Source organism: Methanoculleus sp. (assembly GCF_035363275.1).
Classification (GTDB): Archaea; Halobacteriota; Methanomicrobia; order Methanomicrobiales; family Methanoculleaceae; genus Methanoculleus.
This window is the reverse complement of sequence record NZ_DAOSET010000045.1, coordinates 1-18076: the sequence shown is the minus strand read 5'-3', so window position 1 is coordinate 18076 and position 18076 is coordinate 1. Positions and strand designations below refer to the sequence as shown.

The following is an 18076-nucleotide window of genomic DNA, read 5'->3' as shown; positions in this document are numbered from 1 at the left end:
ATTCTTTTTATATCGATTTTTAATCGATCAGATCTGGTGCGTGATACCATGGCATTTGCATTGCACATCAATATGGAACGATGTACAGGCTGCAATAACTGCGTGGTGGCATGTCCGGTGGATGCTCTTGAGCTCTTTACCGAAGATCCGGTAACCAAGGAGAAGATTTACAAGGTCAAGGACGGCAAAGCCGTCATCCTTGATTTCAACTCCGAACTCTGCGCCGGCTGCGGCGTATGCGTCCAGGCATGCCCCTATGGGGTTATCAAGCTTGTGGGACCGTGGGAAAGCCCGGCAAAGGCCCGAAAAGTGGAAGTTTAGGAGTGATATTAGAATATGGCACTGTTTCCAAAGTATTCCAAAACGCGGGAAGGACAGAATGTCATCATGGAGCAGAAGCTCCTGAAGGCAGTCAACAACCTGATCCTGAACGCAGAGACCTGTACAGGTTGCGGTATCTGTGTCGACGCCTGCCCCGAAGAGGCAATCGTGCTCGGACCCGTGGGTGCGACACGCCGTGGGGCAATCGACTATGCAGCACCTGTCGACGTCAACCCCGAGAAGTGTTCGTATTGCGGCGTCTGCGTCATTATGTGTCCCTTCAACGCGATGACACTCAAGGTCGACGGGGAGGAGAGGCTCCCGATCCTTGAGAAAGAAGGGTTCCCGACATACGACATGGTCACTGTAATCGATGAGGAGAAGTGCGACCGGTGCACCATCTGCGAGGAGGTCTGTCCGCGGGACGCCATCGCACGTGATGTCCCCGCATTCGAGGGCGGCGACGAGGCCGGCAGGCCGCGTGAGACCGCACTGCAGACGAAGACCACGTTTACCGTCGACACCGAGAAGTGCGACGTCTGTGGTATCTGCGGCGAGCTCTGCCCGAGCATCACCGTCGTCCGCAACCCCGCAAACCCCGAGACCGGCAAGATCGAAGGGGAAGTCAAGTGGGAAGAGAGCACCTGCGACGGCTGCACGATCTGCGTGGAGGCCTGCCCCCAGGAGTGCATCACCCTTGAGCGTGAGGTCGTCAGCGACAAGCTGCCCGGCAAGGTCGATATCGAGCAGGAGAACTGTTGCACCTGTACCTGGTGCGTCCAGACCTGCCCCCAGGAAGCAATCACCGTCGAGAAGATCTTCGAGGGAGATATCGAGATCAACCCCGAGAAGTGCCCCGGTGGCTGCTCGACCTGTGTTGAGGTCTGCCCCTGCAACGCGCTCTACCTGCCCTCCCCCGTCCCGGCGAAGGAGATGAAGGGAGAGATTGAGCCCAACATCGCCATCAACAAGGACTTCTGTATCCTCTGCGGCGCCTGCGTGAACGCCTGCCCGAGCGAGGATGCGATCGTTCTGCGGCGGACGGCCATCCGGATGCAGGATAAAGAGACGGATCTCTTCAAGCAGATCAAGGAGAAACTGCTCACCCCGAGGACGTCAAAGGTCAAGGAGACCTCCGCCGGCGAGGTTGAGGTCAAAGTTCTGGGAAAAGCGCAAGAGGCGTGAGGGATCGTCAATGGCAGTAAAGAAAGACTACAAGGACCAGAAACTCTCTGAGAAACTTCGGGACAGGAAATATTACATCCCTGACAGCAACCCCGAGTTCATCAAGGATGTCGAGAAGATCGGGCAGACGGCCGCCCATATGTGCTACCAGTGCGGCACCTGCACCGGTTCGTGCCCCTCGGCACCCCGGAGTTCGTACCGTATCCGGCTGTTCATGAGGAAAGCCATCCTCGGCCTCGAGGAAGAAGCCCTCACCGACCCCGACCTCTGGCTCTGCACCACCTGTTACAGCTGCACCGACCGGTGCCCCCGTGACCTCGCGCCGACCGACGCGATCATGGCGATGAGGAACCTCGCGTTCAAGCGGGACATCATTCCGCGCAACTTCCTCCAGACGGTTCAGCTCATCTACAAGAGTGGTCACGGCGTCCCCAACAACGACGCCAACCGTGCCGCCCGGAAGAGACTGGGCCTCGATGAGGAGCCTGAGACAACGCACAAGTACCCGGAGTACCTGCCCGGCATCAGGAAGATCCTCGACCACTACAGGCTGAAAGAGAACGCAGACAGAATACTGGCACAGGGTGAGTGAAACCATGAGCAAGAACAAACACCAGTATGCATTCTTCCTCGGGTGCATTGCCCCGAACCGGTATCCGGGAATCGAGGCAGCGGCCATCCAGACCAGCAAGAACGTCGGCATCGACCTCCTCCCCCTGAAGGGCGCAAGCTGCTGCCCGGCACCGGGTGCGTTCGGTTCGATCGACTTAAACGTCTGGTACGCAATGGCGGCCCGGAACGTCGTACTCGCCGAGCAGATGGGCATGGATATCGCCCTGGTCTGCAACGGGTGCTACAAGTCCATCTGGGAAGTCAACCACAAGCTGAAGCACAATGATGAACTCCGCGACGGAGTCAACGAAGTGCTCAAAGAGATTGATATGGAATTCAAGGGGACCGCCGATGTCTGGCACCTCGCCGAGCTCTACTACGACCCCGAGATCGTGGGCGTCAAGAAACTCGCCGACAGCGTCAAGCGCCCCCTGACCGGCGCGAAAGTCGCCGTCCACTACGGCTGCCACCTGATGAAGCCGAGCAAAGAGCGGCACTTCGGGGACACCGAGAACCCGATGTGGATGGAAGAACTCGTCGCCGCGCTCGGCGCCGAGCCGGTCCAGTACCGCAACAAGATGCAGTGCTGCGGTGCCGGCGGCGGTGTCCGCGGATACGATATCACGCACGCGCTCGACATCACGAACGAAAAGCTGATCAACATGGAGGAGGTAGGCGTCGATGCAGTCACCGAAGTCTGTCCGTTCTGCCAGCTCCAGTTCGACCGCGGCCAGATCGAGATCAAGGAGAAGTTCGGTGTCGAACACGGCATCCCCGTCCTGCACTACAATGAACTCCTGGGATTGGCACAGGGCATGAGCCCGGACGATCTTGCACTCGACCTCCATGCCATCGATGTTGAGCCATTCCTGAAGAAGATCCTGTGAGGTGCAAATACATGGCAGAAGTCAAAAAATACGAAGAGCCAAGAATTGGCGTTTTTGTGTGCCACTGTGGTACCAATATTGCGGGCTCCATCGACGTTAAGGCAGTAATGGAGTACGCCAGGACGCTCCCGAACGTCATCGTCGCCGATGACTACCAGTACATGTGCTCGACCCCCGGCCAGAACAAGATCGCAGAGGCCATCAACGAGCAGAAACTGACCGGGATCGTCGTTGCAGCATGTTCTCCCCGCCTGCACGAGCCCACGTTCCGTAACGCGACCAAGGAGGGCGGCTTAAACCCCTTCCGGTTCGAGATGGCAAACATCCGCGAGCAGAACTCGTGGGTGCACATGCACCAGCCCGAAGAGGCCACCTCCAAGGCAAAGGACGCAGTCAGGATCGCCGTAGCAAAGGCATCCCTGCTTGAGGACCTCGTCCCGAAGAGCGTCCCCGTAGAGAAGGCGGCAATGGTCGTCGGCGGCGGTGTCGGCGGCATGCAGGCAGCACTCGACCTTGCGAATGCAGGCATCAAGACCTACCTCGTGGAGAAGAGCCCCACCATCGGCGGCAGGATGTCCCAGCTCGACAAGACCTTCCCGACACTGGACTGCTCGCAGTGCATCCTTACCCCGAAGATGGTGGATGTCTACCGGAACGAGGGGATCGAACTCCTCACCTATACCGAGGTCGAGGCTGTTGAGGGATACATCGGCAACTTCGACGTGACCCTCCGAAAGAAGGCACGCGGGGTCATCACCCCGGCAGAGGCGGAAGTCCGCGGCATCGTCGGCGGCGGCTGCACCGGCTGCGGCGACTGTTCGGAAGTCTGCCCGGTCATCAAGCCGAACCCGTTCGAACTCGGCATGGCGCCGAGAAAGGCAATCTACATCTACCACCCGCAGGTCTCCCCGTTGATCTACACCGTCGACTTCGACGCCTGTGTCAAGTGCGGCCTCTGCGTCGAGGCATGCGGCGATAAGAAGGCAGTCGACCTCGAGGCAAAGGACGAGTTCATGACCGTCAAGGTCGGTACCGTCGTCCTCGCGCTGGGATACGACATATTCCCCATCGAGAAGAAGTTCGAGTGGGGCTACAAGAACTACGACAACGTCATCACGAGTCTTGAGTTCGAGCGTCTGATCTGTGCGTCCGGCCCGACCGGCGGCCACCTCGTCCGCCCGAGCGACGGCGAGACTCCGAAGCGGATCGCGTTCGTTCTCTGTGCAGGCTCCCGTGACTCGACCGGCGTCGGCAAGCCGTACTGTTCGCGGTTCTGCTGCATGTACTCGCTCAAGCACGCCCACCAGATCATCGAGAAGATCCCCGGCGCGATCCCCTACATCTTCTACATGGACATCCGGTCCTTCGGCAAGATGTACGAGGAGTTCTACTACCGCATCCAGAACGAGGGTGCGAAGTTCATCCGCGGCCGCGTGGCAAACATCCTCGAAGACCCGGTGACCAAGAACCTTCACGTCAACGCAGAGGACACGCTCCTCGGCCGGCCAATCGATATGGAAGTCGATCTGGTCGTGCTCGCGGCAGCTATCCAGCCCAGCGCCGAGACCGAGAAGACCCGGAGGCTCTTCGGTGTCTCCTGCTCGCAGGACGGCTGGCTCCTTGAGGCCCACCCGAAGCTGAACCCGTGCGGCACCACCACTGCCGGTGTCTACCTCGCCGGCGTCTGCCAGGGACCTAAAGACATTCCCGATACGGTCGCGCAGGCAGAGGGTGCGGCATCCGCGGCATCCATTCCGATCCACAGGGGAGAAGTGGAGCTCGAGCCCTACTTCGCCCAGTGCATGGAGGATAAGTGTGCCGGATGCGGAATGTGCATCAACCAGTGCCCCTACAGCGCCCTCTCGCTCGTCGAGAAGGACGGCCGCACGGTCATGCAGGTCACTGAAGCCAAGTGTAAGGGTTGCGGCACCTGCGGCGGATTCTGCCCCGGCGGTGCAATCTGGATGCAGCACTTTGCAACCCCACAGATCATCGCACAGATCGATGCATTCCTCCTCGGGGGTGAACAGTAAATGGCAGACGAGAACTGGAATCCCAAGATCATCGCCATCATCTGCAACTGGTGCTCGTACGCAGGCGCAGACCTCGCTGGCGGCGCCCGTATTCAATACCCGCCGGACATCCGTGCCATCCGCGTGATGTGCACGGGCCGGATCGATCCCCTCTTCATCCTGAAGGCATTCCAGGACGGGGCGGACGGCGTGCTGGTCTCCGGCTGTCACTTCGGCGACTGCCACTACCTTGAGGGCAACTTTAAGGCAGCCAAGAGGATGTTCCTCTTGAAGAGTGTCCTCAAGAACATCGGTCTTGACGACAAGCGTCTCAGGATGACCTTTGTCTCCGCATCCGAGGGTGCAAAATGGGGGACGGTCATGACGGACGTCGTCAAGACCATCAACGAGCTCGGCCCAAGCCCGCTCAAAGAGTTTGCCAGGTAATATCAAATATCAATAGACAGGGGATACAAACAATGGCAATCAGTGTGAATTTGATCACGGGTCGCACCATCCAGCAGGGGGTGTCCATGGAGGCGGGGAAAGAAAAACCCGCCTACACCACCGCCTGCGGGATCATCGAGCTGGACCCGGTGGACTTCAAAAGGCTGGGAGCTTACCGCAACACGCACGTACGTGTCACCAGCGACTACGGCAGTGTCGTCGTCAAGGCGGTCGAGGCAACCCAGGGTCCCCATCCCGGCGTGGCATATATACCGATGGGGCCATGGGCAAACATGGTGGTCAATCCGAACACCTACTCTACCGGCATGCCAACGTTTAAGGGTACACCTGTTCAGGTGGAGGTCGCCAAAAACGAACCCGTACTCGGCTCACTGGAACTGGTGCGCAAGGGGTGCAGGGGTGAACTAGCATGACGAAGACTGTAACCGACGTTATCTGCCCGTTCTGCGGAACGCTCTGCGACGACCTTGAGGTCGTTGTCAGCGATGACAACAAGCAGCTCCTCGAAGTCTACAACGCGTGCGCCATCGGCGCCGAGAAGTTCCTCCACTCCCAGGCAAAGGACCGTATTACCCGACCCCGCATGCGGCAGGAAGACGGCTCCTGGAAGGAGATCTCCTACGACGAAGCAATCGAGTACACGGCAAAGATGCTTGCCGACGCAAAGAAACCCCTGATGTATGGCTGGAGTTCCACAAACTGTGAGGCCCAGTCCGTCGGGTCCGAGATTGGTGAAGCTGTCGGAGCGGTCATGGACAACACGGCTACCGTCTGCCACGGCACCTCCCTCATCGCGGTTCAGGATATCGGTATCCCAAGCTGCACGCTCGGGGAGGTCAAGAACCGTGCCGACCGGATCCTCTTCTGGGGTTGCAACCCGGCACATGCCCACCCAAGGCACATGTCCCGCTACTCGATCTTCCCCCGTGGATTCTTCACCGGCAAGGGTCATGCGAGCCGAAAGGTGATCGTCGTCGACCCGCGCCCCACCGACACCGCGAGCATCGCGGATGTCCACCTCCAGATCGAGCAGGGACGCGACTACGAGCTCCTCGATGCTCTCCGCGTGGCGTTCAAAGGTGAGAAACTCCCCGACGTCGTCGCCGGGATTCCGAAAGCAAAGATCTACGAGGTTGCCGAGACGCTCAAGAGCGGCAGGTTCGCGATCATCTTCTTCGGTATGGGTGTGACCCAGTCGATCGGGAAGAACCACAACATCGACGCGGCCATCGCTGTCACCCGTGACTTGAACGAGTACACGAAAGCCGCCATCATGCCGATGCGCGGGCACTACAACGTTACCGGCTCCGGTCAGGTCTGGGGCTGGCTCTTCGGGTTCCCCTACGCGGTGGACCTCTCCCGCGGCTTCGCCCGCTACAACCCCGGGGAGACGACCTCGAACGACCTGCTCCGCAGGGACGAGGTGGACGCGGTCTTCGTTCTCGGCAGCGACCCCGGCGCGCACTTCCCGTTCAGTTCGGTCAAGAAGATCTATGACCTCCCGTCAGTCGCTATCGATCCCCATGAGACCCCGACCACCGAGGTCTGCAAGGTCCATGTCCCGGTCGCCTTCGTGGGCGTCGAGATAGGTGGGTGCGCATACCGTATGGATAACGTACCGATTGAGACCAGAAAGGTCGTTGATGCCCCCGAAGGCATGATGACCGACGAAGAGTTCCTCACACACGTCCTCGCACGCGTCAAGGAACTCAAGGGGGTATAAGCGATGGCAGAGTTTCTCATTAAGAACGGTTTCGTCTTCGACCCGGTTCTCGGGATCAAGGGAGATAAGGCCGATATCGCCATCAAGGACGGCAAGATCGTCGAGACAACGGCTCTCAGCAGCCCAAAGATCATCGATGCCAGCGGTAAGACCGTCATGGCGGGCGGTGTCGACGTCCACGCTCATGTTGCCGGCCCGAAGGTAAACATCGGTCGTAACTTCCGCCCCGAAGACAAACTCTTCACCTACAAGCCCGGACACGGCATCGAACGAATGCAGGGTGGGTTTTCGGTCCCGACAACGCTCCGGACCGGCTACAACTACGCCCGCATGGGCTACACCACCGTGATGGAAGCGGCCATGCCGCCGCTCTACGCCCGGCACACCCACGAGGAGATGCGGGACACACCGATCCTCGACCAGGGCGCTTACCCGGTCTTCGGGAACAACTGGTTCGTGCTCGAGTATCTCAAGAACCACGAGATCGAGAACACCGCCGCCTACATCGCCTGGCTCCTGCGAGCCACGAAGGGCTACGCGGTCAAGGTCGTCAACCCCGGCGGCACCGAAGCCTGGGGATGGGGCCTGAACTGCGATAACGTTCACGACCCGGTCCCCTACTTCGACATCACGCCGGCCCAGATCGTGAAGGGCCTCATCGAAGCGAACGAGTATCTCGGTCTCCCGCACTCGATGCACGTTCACGCGAACAACCTCGGGAACCCCGGCAACTACACGACGACGCTCGACACGTTCAAGCTCTCGGAGGGTATCAAGCCGAACAGCAAGTTCGGCCGCGATCAGGTGATGCACCATACCCACGTCCAGTTCCACTCCTACGGTGGAGACTCCTGGGCGAACGTGGAGTCCAGGGCAAAGGACATCATGGCCTACGTGAACTCGCACGACAACCTCACCATCGACATGGGTCAGGTGACGCTCGACGAGACCACGACGATGACCGCCGACGGACCGTTCGAGCACCACCTCACGGAATTGAACCACCTGAAGTGGGCGAACGCCGATGTCGAACTCGAGACCGGGTCCGGTGTCGTGCCCTACGTCTACAGCCCGAACATCAAGGTCTGCGCCATCCAGTGGTGCATCGGTCTTGAACTCGCTCTGCTCGCAAAAGACCCGATGCGTGTCTTCATGACCACCGACCACCCGAACGCCGGACCGTTCATCCGCTACCCGCGGATCATGAAGTGGCTCATGAGCGAGGAGGCCAGGAAGCAGCAGTTCGACGCCTTCAAGCACAAGGACAAGGTCATCGAAGCGACCAACCTCGCCGGCATCGACCGCGAACTCGACCTCTACGAGATCGCGCAGATGACCCGCGCAGGACCGGCAAAGTCGCTCGGTCTTTCGCACATGTACGGCGGACTTGCGCCCGGCCTCGAAGGAGATGTTGCAGTCTTCGACTTCAACCCGAACGAGCCTTACGCGCCCGACGCTATCGAGACGGCGTTCTCGAACGCAGAATGCCTCTTCAAGGCGGGGGTCCAGGTCATCGACGACCACGAGATCGTCTCGAACGGCAACAAGCGGACGCTCTGGGTGAACACTAAAGTCAACGAGAACCCGCAGGTGATGCGTGACGTCAAGGAGAAGTTCCTCCGCTACTACACCGTCACCTTAAACAACTACGAGGTTAGCGGCCACTATCTTCCGAACCCGTACGTGATTGAGGTTGATGCTACACAGTGAGGGGAGAGAAGGATGGAAACCGTTACACTCACCATAAAGAACCAGCCCGGGCTGTACCTCGAGGCTGACACCATCACTCCCGATGCGTTCGCCGGGAAGAAGGCGGAAGAGATCGTCGACCTCCCTGTTTACGTAGGGCGAGAGCAGCACCGGCTCGGAGACTTCTTCGACGTCTCCGGCAAAGCCGGAGCGACCCCGGCCGAGACGAAGATCGTCGTCGGCGGCGACCTCTCCCGGGTTAAAAGGATCGGCCAGCAGATGACCGGCGGCGAGATCGTCGTCAACAGCAACACCGACATGTACGTCGGCGCCTGGATGCAGGGCGGCAAGATCACCGTGAACGGGAACGTTGACGCCTTTGCCGGCACCGGGATGAAAGGCGGTGAGATCACCGTCACCGGCAATGCCGGGAATTATCTCGGCGCCGCATACCGTGGCGACTGGCGTGGGATGGCCGGCGGGAAGATCTCTGTCGCAGGCAATGCCGGAAGCGATCTCGGCACCTTCATGAACGGCGGCGAGATCGTCGTCGGCGGCGATGTCGACGTTCACGTCGCCACCCATGCCGAAGGTGGGAAGATCGTCATCAAGGGCAATGCGAAGAGCCGTCTTGGAGGCCAGATGGTGGAGGGCGAGATCTACGTCTTTGGAAACATCGACGTTATGATGCCCGGATTTGCATACCGTGAGGATGTCGATATTGAGGTGAACGGCACCAAAGGTCGGTTTGCTCTCTATGAGGGTGACCTTGGTGAACGCCACCGAAAGAGGAAAGGCCAGAAGATCTACGGCAAATTGTACCAGTTGGTCAAGGCCTGAACCCCCTATTTTTCTACCGCGCATACGAAGGGATGTAAATCTATAGAGATAGCGCACGCCGGGCGCTAAAAAAGTAGCACAAAGTCTTACACTTTTAAGTGATCCATACCACCTCCTGAGGGGGTATAATAAATTCACTATCCCGTGCAATCGACCTTTATCTAGCAGATATCTGGTATTGCACTCCGGATATATATCTGATCGTAGACATAAATAGCAATGCTTATATCATCAGAGAAGGTTACTATCTCTTGTCCCACGAGGACGTGCAGTAGTTACCATCAGATACAACCAGCGATACTTTTAGTGTTCACTTCACAGTTACGGACTGTATGCACATAAAGAGGGTAATGGAGAAAGATTATGGCGAAATACAAGGAAACTATTGACCTGTATGATGATGCAGGCAAGCAGTTGAAGAGTGGTGTGCCGCTTGAGAAGATCAGCCCGCTGGTCAACCCGGCGACCAGGAAACTCATCGACCTGACCAAGAGGACGGTCGCAGTCAACCTGGGCGGCATCCAGGAATCCCTGAAGACCGGAAAGGTCGCAAAGGGGAACGTCATGGGCCGCGAGATGAATCTCGACATCGTCGGCAACAAGGATGCCGTCATCGCCAAGATCAAGGAGATGGTCCAGGTCGAGGAGGGTGACAACACCAACATCCGCGAGTTCGGCGGCGGTAAACTCATCCTCGTCGAGGTGCCCAGCGTCCGCCTGGAGGCCGCATCCACCTACGATGCCGCGATCACCTCGGTCGCAGCCGCAACCACCTACTCGCTCGTCGAGCAGTTCAACATCGGAGCGTTCGACGCAGCGATGGTCAAGACGGCAGTCTGGGGTTCTTACCCGCACACGATGGATCTTTCCGGCGCTAACGTCACGTCGATCCTGTCGATCCCCCAGAACAACGAAGGTCTCGGCTACGCGCTCCGGAACATCCCGGTCAACCACAGTGTCATGATGACCAACCGGAACGCTATGCAGGGCGCCGCACTCTCGTCCACCTTCGAGCAGGCAGGAATGTTTGAGATGGGTAACGCCATCGGACCGTTCGAGCGCGCCCAGCTGCTCGCGTACGCCTACCAGGGCCTGAACGCGAACAACATGGTCTACGACCTCGTCAAGGCGAACGGTGCGACCGGAACCATCGGCACGGTCGTCCAGAGCCTGGTCGAGCGCGCCATCGAGGACAAGGTCATCACCCCGGGCAAGAAGGGCGGGTACTTCCAGTTCTACGACACCAAGGACCCCATGCTCTGGAACGCCTACGCCGCTGCGGGAACCATGGCAGCCACCATCGTCAACTGTGGTGCCGGACGGTTCGCCCAGGCGGTCTCCGCGACGCTCCTCTACTTCAACGACCTGCTTGAGCACGAGACCGGTCTCCCGAGCACCGACTACGGCCGTGTCATGGGTACCGCTGTCGGGTTCTCGTTCTTCAGCCACTCGATCTACGGCGGTGGCGGCCCCGGTATCTTCAACGGCAACCACGTCGTGACCAGGCACGCCGCAGGCGTGGCTATCCCGTGTGTGGTCGCTGCAGCGGCGCTCGACGCCGGAACCCAGATGTTCTCGCCCGAGAGCACCTCGAAGATCTATGCCGACACCTACGGCAAGGTCGACGTCTTCAACAAGCCGATCCAGCAGATCGCACAGGGTGTGTAAATAACATAAGGATGCTAATGACTGACGCCATATACCCTCAGGTTCGAATCGTTTCTGCGCGATTCCTCAGACCCGATACGGTAGAAGAACTCCTGAACAGACTTGTTCAGGTCGGCGGGATTCGCCGGATGTCCATCAATGGACCAAACCTCCCCGCCACCGTTCCGTACGGCCCGGCACGGGGGAAACCCAACCCCCATCCGGACCGTAAGGTTATCCGTGTCGGAGACCAGGACGTCCAGCTCCAGGTGCAGGTCGGAACAATCATCCTGGAACTCGAGGACGAGTCGTACATTCCGGTTATCGGGGAAGCAGTTGACGAAGTCTTTGCCGATAAGGACTTCTCCTGTATCGTCCAGAAGGGACGATACATGAAGACCCAGCCGACAACGTCCGACTACGCGAAGTACGGACCTGACGCCGACAGAGATATTCTCGGACTTGTCGATCCAAGAAAGAAAGACGGTCCCATTATCATTCAGGGAACCAAGTAAGATGCCTATCGGAAGAGTAACCCAGGTCGTCGACTGCCGCGAGAGCATGGGGATGGGAAAAGGAGGCGGTCTTGCCCAGCGCGGGACTATCTCTGAAGCCAGGTCCCCGGATGTGATCGTGATTGGAATGTCCCCCGGCCGCAGACACGTCACAAAACCGGTCTGCGACATCACCTCCGGCCTCCGGAGGGAAGGGACGGAGTTCTCCGTGACCACGCTTGTCCTGAACGCAGGGAGCGGAGTCCCGGCAGATTCACCTATCAAGGGTCATGTCCTCGGAGCCTACTTCGGGCTAACGGAGAAGGAGATTGCTCAGATCGAGCAGCACAAGGTCGCCATCCTGCACCACGGGAATGTCCGCTCTCATGTGGTGCAGAAGATCCGGTTTATCCTTGAGCACGTGAAGATCAGGGCGATCGTCGTTTCTCAGGTCCCGATAGACTTTGAAGATCTCGCAAAGGAGGGAGTCAGGACAGCGGTTGTTATGCCGCCGCCCGACCGGGTTAAGACGAAAGGCATGGTGATGGATATCGTCAGCGGTGTGACACGGGGTCAGACCCCTGGCAGGGAAAAATTGGCAGAAGTCGTTCGTGCCGTTATGAAAGTGCTAAAAAGCCCAACATGAAGGTGAATTGAGACATGGCATACAAGCCCCAATACGGACCGGGTACATCCAAGGTCGCCGAGAACCGGCGCAAGCAGATGAACCCCAACCAGAAGCTTGAAAAGATGCGCGATGTGACAGACGAGGATATCGTGCTGATCCTCGGCCACAGGGCGCCGGGATCCGCCTATCCGACGGCCCACCCGCCGCTCGCCGAGCAGCAGGAACCCGACTGCCCCATCCGCAAGATTGTAACCCCGACTGACGGTGCCAAGGCCGGCGACCGTGTCCGCTACATCCAGTTCGCGGACTCGATGTTCTTCGCCCCCTCGCAGCCCTACCAGCGGACCTACACCGAGTGCTACCGCTTCCGTGGTATCGACCCCGGTACGCTCTCCGGCCGTCAGATCGTCGAGTGCCGCGAGCGCGATCTCGAGAAGTACTCCAAGGAACTTATCAACACCGAGCTCCTCGACGCAGCCCGCACCGGCATCCGTGGTGCGACCGTGCACGGTCACTCGCTCCGTCTTGCCGAGAACGGCATGATGTTCGACATGCTCCAGAGGAGTGTCCTTGGCGATGACGGCATCGTCCGTTACGTCAAGAACCAGATCGGTGAGCCCCTCGACCGTGCGGTTGCCGTCGGCAAGCCGCTCGACGAGAAGTGGCTTAAGGCCCGCACGACGATCTTCCACTCACTCGGTGGCACCCCGTACCGTGACGATGCCGAATACATCGAGTACGTCCAGCGCATCCACACGCTGCGGACGAAATACGGGTTCCTTCCCAAGGAGTGATTGAATATGGCAAAGATTGAAAGATCCCAGAAGCTGTTCCTGAAATCGCTCAAGGAGAAATTCCAGGGACAGGACGTCCAGTCTGATACGGCCGAGTACTACAACTTCAATGGGTACCACCAGTCCCCCCGCAAGGAGGAGTTCGTGAAGGCCAGCCGCGCCGTCGAGATGGACCGCGGTATCTCCATGTACGACCCCGTGCGCTGCCACCTTGGCGGTATCCCGCTCGGCCAGCGCCAGCTGATGACCTACGAGGTCTCCGGCACCGGCGTCTTCGTCGAAGGTGACGACCTGCACTTCGTCAACAACGCTGCGATGCAGCAGATGTGGGACGACATCCGGCGGACTGTCATCGTCAACATGGACCTCGCTCACCAGACCCTGCAGAAGCGTCTGGGCAAGGAAGTCACCCCCGAGACGATCAACGAATACCTTCACATCTTGAACCACGCGATGCCCGGCGGCGCCGTCGTCCAGGAACACATGGTCGAGACTCACCCCGGCCTCGTCGACGACTGTTACGTCAAGGTCTTCACCGGCGACCAGGAACTTGCCGACGATATCGAACCCCAGTTCGTCATCGACGTCGAGAAGGCCTTCCCCGCCAAGCAGGCCGAGGCTCTCTCCGCCGCCGTCGGAAAGTCCCTCTGGCAGGCAATCCACATCCCGACCTCAGTCGTCCGGACCTGCGACGGTGGAACGACCTCCCGGTGGTCTGCGATGCAGATCGGTATGTCCTTCATCGGCGCCTACCGCATGTGCGCCGGCGAAGCAGCCGTCGCCGACCTCTCCTACGCCGCGAAGCACGCGGGTGTCATCCAGATGGCGTCCCACCTGCCCGCCCGGCGTGCCCGTGGCCCGAACGAGCCCGGTGGCCTTGCATTCGGTCTCTTCTCGGATATCGTTCAGGCGAACCGGAAGTACCCCAACGACCCCGCCCGGGCCTCCCTCGAGGTTGTCGGCGCCGGAACCATGCTCTACGACCAGATCTGGCTCGGCTCCTACATGTCCGGCGGTGTCGGATTCACCCAGTACGCGACCGCGGCCTACACCGACAACATCCTCGATGAGTTCACCTACTACGGTATGGACTACATCAAGGACAAGTACAAGGTCGACTGGAAGAACCCGAGCCCGAACGACAAGGTCAAGCCGACCCAGGAGATCGTCAACGACATCTCGACCGAGGTCGCCTTCAACGGCATGGAGCAGTACGAGCAGTTCCCGACCATGATGGAGGACCACTTCGGCGGGTCCCAGCGTGCCGGTGTGCTTGCCGCCGCCTGCGGTCTGTCGACCTCCATCGCGACCGGAAACTCCAACGCCGGCCTGAACGCCTGGTACCTCTGCATGCTCCTGCACAAGGACGGATGGTCGCGTCTCGGCTTCTTCGGCTACGACCTCCAGGACCAGTGCGGGTCTGCGAACTCCCTCTCCATGGAGTCCGACCGCGGCCTGATGGGAGAACTCCGTGGCCCGAACTACCCGAACTACGCGATGAACGTCGGTCACCAGGGCGAGTACGCCGCGATCACCGGTGGTGCCCACTACGGCCGTGGCGACGCATGGTGCTTCGACCCGCGGGTGAAGATCTGCTTCGCCGACCCGGCCCTGAAGTTCGACTTCGCCGAGCCCCGCCGCGAGTTCGCGAAGGGTGCAATCCGCGAGTTCATGCCCGCCGGCGAGCGTTCGCTCATCATCCCGGCGCGGTAACCCTAAATCAACTTTTTTTTCTTTAGCGTAACTTAACATGCCCAAAACGGGCATTCCGGACGATTTTTTACATTTCATTGCTATAGCGGCGCAACTTTTCGAAACCTTTAATTAAGTCATAAACAACTGTTAAATGAACCAAAAAGGTTTTGAACTTATACTCTGGTGCCGCGAGCACCGGAGGAGGATGCTGAATGGAAGAGATCGTATTTGGCATCGGCATTACCGCATTGGCAGGTGCTCTTGCAACCGTCGCCGGCGCTGCGGAAGACACTGAGTCTGATATCGGATCACAGGGTGACCCGAACTCACAGGTTCAGCTTGCTCCGCAGATGGGATATATTCACCGCATCTTTAACAAGGCAATTGCCGGTGAACCTCCCGCGTACGGCCTCTGGGTTGCTCTGGGTGCAGGCCTTGCCTGGGCATTCATGGCGATGCAGATAAACCCGATACTTGCAATTGTGCTCGGGAGCGCTCTCGCGGTCTTCGTGCAGGGCGTCTATGCGACAACCGCATACCTCGGCCGTACTGCAAGTCTCGCTAAGTTTGGACAGCCGGTCTATATCGACATCCTGAAGTCGATGACGACCGTGACCATGGCACACGCGTTCGTAGCAATCTTCACCACCGTCGCGATGTGTCACCTGATGATCACCGCGCTCGGTCACCCCTTCCCGCTCCCGTTGTTGGGTCTCGTGTGGGGTATCGCGCTCGGTGCAGCCGGGTCTGCAACCGGTAACCCGTTCTACGGAAAGGAGCGGCAGTACCAGGAGCAGAAGTTTGGAGCCGGTGTTCCGATCTCCGCGTCCGGCAACATCGTCCGTTACGCCGAAGCCGGACAGCGCAACTCGCTCGACAACGGTTTCTTCAGCGCCAAACTCGGCGGCCCCGCATCGGGGATCTGCTTTGGCCTGATCGTCTTCTTCGAACTCTGGCGTACCGTTGTCTTTGAGCCGCTCGCCGCCGGATGGGGAGCGGTCATCATCGGTATCGTTATCATCCTGATCTTTGCCATCATCGACCGCTACATCGAGGTCTGGGCAAGGAAGACTTTCGGACCCTACACGGCCCCTGAGGAGGCATCGTCATGAGCGCGCTCGGTGGACCTAAACAGACAGGGGGTGTCCAGTCCCCGACAGGAATGGGCATCGCTATCGGCATAGTTCTTATCATCGTCGCACTTGTGCTTGCCTTCTTCTTCGCACAGATGGCCGGGCTGATCGCGCTCGTCGGCATCATCATCGGCGGCGTCCTGATCGGGTTCGGCGTCCACTTCGTCCCGGTCGGCGGTGCCCCCGCTGCAATGGGACAGGCACCCGGTATCGCGACCGGTGTCGCGATGCTTGCCGCCGGCGCCGGCCTTGCCGGACTCTTCGGTGGCGCATGGGCTGCCCCCCTCGGACTCCCGCTGGCCCTCGCCGGCGGTGCGGTCGGTGGCGGGCTGCTGATGGCGATCACCTGCACGATGGTCAACATCATCTACGTCTTCGGCATGGGTATCCCGGCAGCTTCCGGTAAAGTCGCAAAAGACCCGATCACGGGCGACACCTTCCCCGAGTACAAGAGCCAGGGTACCGAGGGGCACGGCCTCCCGTTCATCTCCTGGGTCGGCGGTGTCATCGGCGGCGCACTCGGTGGTCTCGGCGGGACGCTCATCTACCTTGAACTCCTCGATATTTACCAGGCACAGCTGCCTACAATCCTGGACACAACGGTCGAGCAGATCGCGCCCGTCGCCATCTCGCTTGCCGGTGTCTTCGCGGTCGGTATGTTCCTGATGAACGCCGTGCTTGCCGCATACAACATCACCGGTACGATCGAAGGGCCGCATGACCCCAAGTTCAAACGGTTCCCGAGAGCGGTCATCGCGGCCGCTGTGGCATCCGCTGTTGCAGGCATCTTCTCGATCGGGCTGCTCGAACTGGTGGGGGTGTTCTAAATGTCGGTAAAGATTGAAGCAGGAGCAGGAGGCGGCATCCCGCACAATCAGCTCGTGATCTACGGCCTCGTGGGATCGCTTGTCCTCATCTACCTGACATACTTAAACACGATCACCGGCACCCAGTACTTCGCATTCTTCGGCGGGCTTGCTGCCGTGGTCGCGCTCATCTGGGGTACCGACACGATCAAGCACCTCTGCAGTTACGGTCTCGGTACCGGTGTCCCGTCGGCGGGCATGATCGCGCTCGGGTCCGGTGTCATCGCCGCGCTCTTCGGAGCGACGACCGGCATCGCTGCGCCCATCGTGACGATCATCATCGCCGCGATCATCGGTGCGGTCGCCGGAGTAATGGCAAATCATGTCGTCCGGATGGACATCCCGGTCATGATCATCTCCCTGACGGAACTTGCAATCGTCGGCGCGATGACGGTGCTCGGTCTCGCGGCGATGGCCTGCGGAACGTTCGAGTTCATCGGCATGATCACCGGCGAGATCTCGATCCTCGGCTTCGCTGTCGAGACCTACGAATTCTCCCTCATCGGCGGCAGCATCATCGCCGTGATCTTCATGCTCGGCGCCATCGCCATCCAGCACTCCTTCAACGCCTGTCTCGGGCCGGGGGAGCGGCAGGACCGGACGCTCATGCTCGCTGCAGAGTGCGGCTTCCTCTCCATGATCACCGTTGCGATCATATCGTTCGCATTTATCGGGTTCATCCCTGCTCTCATATCGCTGCTGGTATCGGTCATCGGGTGGATCTACACCTACACGCAGTACATCGCGCTCTCGAAGCGTGACGCCTATGCGTGGCTCGACGCACAGCCGATCCTGGAGCCCAAGGGAGGTGCGTAAATGGCATACATTCAGGTACTGCCTGAGTACGGACTGGTCGTCGACCCGCTGGTCGGCGTCGTCACCACCGCAGGTGTGTCGTATACCCCCGTACTCGAGCAGGTAGCAGAACTCGAGAAGATTACCGACGACCTGGTCGGCATGCTCTCCGGGGAGGGCAACTTCCTGGCTTCGTTCCCGAACCGGGAGGGAGTTCTCAACGTCGCCGGAGGCGTGACCGCATTCTGGTATGGCATGGCAATCGGCCTTCTGGTTGCCGGTGTCGT

19 protein-coding genes are annotated in these 18076 nt (G+C 59.5%); all 19 read left to right on the top strand.

What is annotated here, in order from left to right; all coding sequences use genetic code 11:
• Positions 1–48 precede the first annotated feature (48 nt).
• Entirely contained in the window at positions 49–321 is a 273-nt protein-coding gene (locus PLN84_RS09900) for a 4Fe-4S binding protein (protein ID WP_292384362.1), read from the top strand.
• Positions 322–336: 15 nt separating this feature from the next.
• On the top strand, positions 337–1506 hold the full coding sequence (locus PLN84_RS09895; protein WP_292384340.1) for a 4Fe-4S binding protein: 1170 nt from the start codon (positions 337–339) through the stop codon (positions 1504–1506).
• Between the two features lie 10 nt (positions 1507–1516).
• Entirely contained in the window at positions 1517–2098 is a 582-nt protein-coding gene (gene hdrC / locus PLN84_RS09890; protein WP_348532045.1) for a CoB--CoM heterodisulfide reductase subunit C, read from the top strand.
• Positions 2099–2102: 4 nt separating this feature from the next.
• Positions 2103–3005 carry a CoB--CoM heterodisulfide reductase subunit B gene (gene hdrB, locus PLN84_RS09885; RefSeq protein ID WP_292384343.1) on the top strand — a complete coding sequence of 301 codons (903 nt, stop codon included), beginning with the start codon at positions 2103–2105 and terminating at the stop codon, positions 3003–3005.
• Positions 3006–3016: 11 nt separating this feature from the next.
• Positions 3017–5038 (top strand): CoB--CoM heterodisulfide reductase iron-sulfur subunit A family protein, encoded by a 2022-nt coding sequence (locus tag PLN84_RS09880; RefSeq protein ID WP_348532044.1) that lies wholly within the window; start codon positions 3017–3019, stop codon positions 5036–5038.
• Complete coding sequence (locus tag PLN84_RS09875) at positions 5039–5464, top strand: hydrogenase iron-sulfur subunit (protein ID WP_292384347.1); 426 nt, start codon at positions 5039–5041, stop codon at positions 5462–5464.
• A gap of 32 nt (positions 5465–5496) precedes the next feature.
• Complete coding sequence (locus PLN84_RS09870) at positions 5497–5898, top strand: molybdopterin dinucleotide binding domain-containing protein (protein WP_292384349.1); 402 nt, start codon at positions 5497–5499, stop codon at positions 5896–5898.
• On the top strand, positions 5895–7208 hold the full coding sequence (locus tag PLN84_RS09865; RefSeq protein ID WP_292384351.1) for a formylmethanofuran dehydrogenase subunit B: 1314 nt from the start codon (positions 5895–5897) through the stop codon (positions 7206–7208). The genes PLN84_RS09870 and PLN84_RS09865 overlap by 4 nt, the downstream gene beginning before the upstream one ends.
• A 3-nt stretch (positions 7209–7211) precedes the next feature.
• On the top strand, positions 7212–8918 hold the full coding sequence (locus tag PLN84_RS09860; RefSeq protein WP_292384353.1) for a formylmethanofuran dehydrogenase subunit A: 1707 nt from the start codon (positions 7212–7214) through the stop codon (positions 8916–8918).
• A 12-nt stretch (positions 8919–8930) separates the two neighbouring features.
• Positions 8931–9737 (top strand): formylmethanofuran dehydrogenase subunit C, encoded by an 807-nt coding sequence (locus PLN84_RS09855; protein ID WP_292384355.1) that lies wholly within the window; start codon positions 8931–8933, stop codon positions 9735–9737.
• Between the two features lie 363 nt (positions 9738–10100).
• Complete coding sequence (gene mcrB / locus PLN84_RS09850; RefSeq protein ID WP_348532043.1) at positions 10101–11405, top strand: coenzyme-B sulfoethylthiotransferase subunit beta; 1305 nt, start codon at positions 10101–10103, stop codon at positions 11403–11405.
• An 11-nt stretch (positions 11406–11416) separates the two neighbouring features.
• Entirely contained in the window at positions 11417–11899 is a 483-nt protein-coding gene (gene mcrD / locus PLN84_RS09845) for a methyl-coenzyme M reductase operon protein D (protein WP_348532042.1), read from the top strand.
• A 1-nt stretch (position 11900) separates the two neighbouring features.
• Positions 11901–12524, top strand: coding sequence for a methyl-coenzyme M reductase I operon protein C (gene mcrC / locus PLN84_RS09840; protein WP_292558829.1), 624 nt, complete (start codon positions 11901–11903; stop codon positions 12522–12524).
• A 14-nt stretch (positions 12525–12538) separates the two neighbouring features.
• Positions 12539–13300, top strand: coding sequence for a coenzyme-B sulfoethylthiotransferase subunit gamma (gene mcrG, locus PLN84_RS09835; RefSeq protein WP_292382348.1), 762 nt, complete (start codon positions 12539–12541; stop codon positions 13298–13300).
• A gap of 6 nt (positions 13301–13306) precedes the next feature.
• Complete coding sequence (gene mcrA / locus PLN84_RS09830) at positions 13307–15013, top strand: coenzyme-B sulfoethylthiotransferase subunit alpha (RefSeq protein WP_348532041.1); 1707 nt, start codon at positions 13307–13309, stop codon at positions 15011–15013.
• Positions 15014–15207: 194 nt separating this feature from the next.
• Positions 15208–16107, top strand: a complete 900-nt coding sequence (mtrE, locus tag PLN84_RS09825) for a tetrahydromethanopterin S-methyltransferase subunit E (protein WP_348532040.1) — start codon at positions 15208–15210, stop codon at positions 16105–16107.
• Positions 16104–16955, top strand: a complete 852-nt coding sequence (gene mtrD / locus PLN84_RS09820) for a tetrahydromethanopterin S-methyltransferase subunit D (protein WP_292382353.1) — start codon at positions 16104–16106, stop codon at positions 16953–16955. The genes mtrE and mtrD overlap by 4 nt, the downstream gene beginning before the upstream one ends.
• Entirely contained in the window at positions 16956–17810 is an 855-nt protein-coding gene (gene mtrC / locus PLN84_RS09815) for a tetrahydromethanopterin S-methyltransferase subunit MtrC (RefSeq protein WP_292382355.1), read from the top strand.
• The coding region (gene mtrB / locus PLN84_RS09810; protein ID WP_348532039.1) for a tetrahydromethanopterin S-methyltransferase subunit MtrB at positions 17811–18076 on the top strand (266 nt) is incomplete at its 3' end.

Excerpts from the sequence above, each read along its gene's own strand:
- PLN84_RS09900 (WP_292384362.1), top strand. The coding sequence starts at position 49 with ATGGCATTTGCATTGCACATCAATATGGAACGATGTACAGGCTGCAAT.
- PLN84_RS09895 (WP_292384340.1), top strand. The coding sequence starts at position 337 with ATGGCACTGTTTCCAAAGTATTCCAAAACGCGGGAAGGACAGAATGTC.
- hdrC (WP_348532045.1), top strand. The coding sequence starts at position 1,517 with ATGGCAGTAAAGAAAGACTACAAGGACCAGAAACTCTCTGAGAAACTT.
- hdrB (WP_292384343.1), top strand. The coding sequence starts at position 2,103 with ATGAGCAAGAACAAACACCAGTATGCATTCTTCCTCGGGTGCATTGCC.
- PLN84_RS09880 (WP_348532044.1), top strand. The coding sequence starts at position 3,017 with ATGGCAGAAGTCAAAAAATACGAAGAGCCAAGAATTGGCGTTTTTGTG.
- PLN84_RS09875 (WP_292384347.1), top strand. The coding sequence starts at position 5,039 with ATGGCAGACGAGAACTGGAATCCCAAGATCATCGCCATCATCTGCAAC.
- PLN84_RS09870 (WP_292384349.1), top strand. The coding sequence starts at position 5,497 with ATGGCAATCAGTGTGAATTTGATCACGGGTCGCACCATCCAGCAGGGG.
- PLN84_RS09865 (WP_292384351.1), top strand. The coding sequence starts at position 5,895 with ATGACGAAGACTGTAACCGACGTTATCTGCCCGTTCTGCGGAACGCTC.
- PLN84_RS09860 (WP_292384353.1), top strand. The coding sequence starts at position 7,212 with ATGGCAGAGTTTCTCATTAAGAACGGTTTCGTCTTCGACCCGGTTCTC.
- PLN84_RS09855 (WP_292384355.1), top strand. The coding sequence starts at position 8,931 with ATGGAAACCGTTACACTCACCATAAAGAACCAGCCCGGGCTGTACCTC.
- mcrB (WP_348532043.1), top strand. The coding sequence starts at position 10,101 with ATGGCGAAATACAAGGAAACTATTGACCTGTATGATGATGCAGGCAAG.
- mcrD (WP_348532042.1), top strand. The coding sequence starts at position 11,417 with ATGCTAATGACTGACGCCATATACCCTCAGGTTCGAATCGTTTCTGCG.
- mcrC (WP_292558829.1), top strand. The coding sequence starts at position 11,901 with ATGCCTATCGGAAGAGTAACCCAGGTCGTCGACTGCCGCGAGAGCATG.
- mcrG (WP_292382348.1), top strand. The coding sequence starts at position 12,539 with ATGGCATACAAGCCCCAATACGGACCGGGTACATCCAAGGTCGCCGAG.
- mcrA (WP_348532041.1), top strand. The coding sequence starts at position 13,307 with ATGGCAAAGATTGAAAGATCCCAGAAGCTGTTCCTGAAATCGCTCAAG.
- mtrE (WP_348532040.1), top strand. The coding sequence starts at position 15,208 with ATGGAAGAGATCGTATTTGGCATCGGCATTACCGCATTGGCAGGTGCT.
- mtrD (WP_292382353.1), top strand. The coding sequence starts at position 16,104 with ATGAGCGCGCTCGGTGGACCTAAACAGACAGGGGGTGTCCAGTCCCCG.
- mtrC (WP_292382355.1), top strand. The coding sequence starts at position 16,956 with ATGTCGGTAAAGATTGAAGCAGGAGCAGGAGGCGGCATCCCGCACAAT.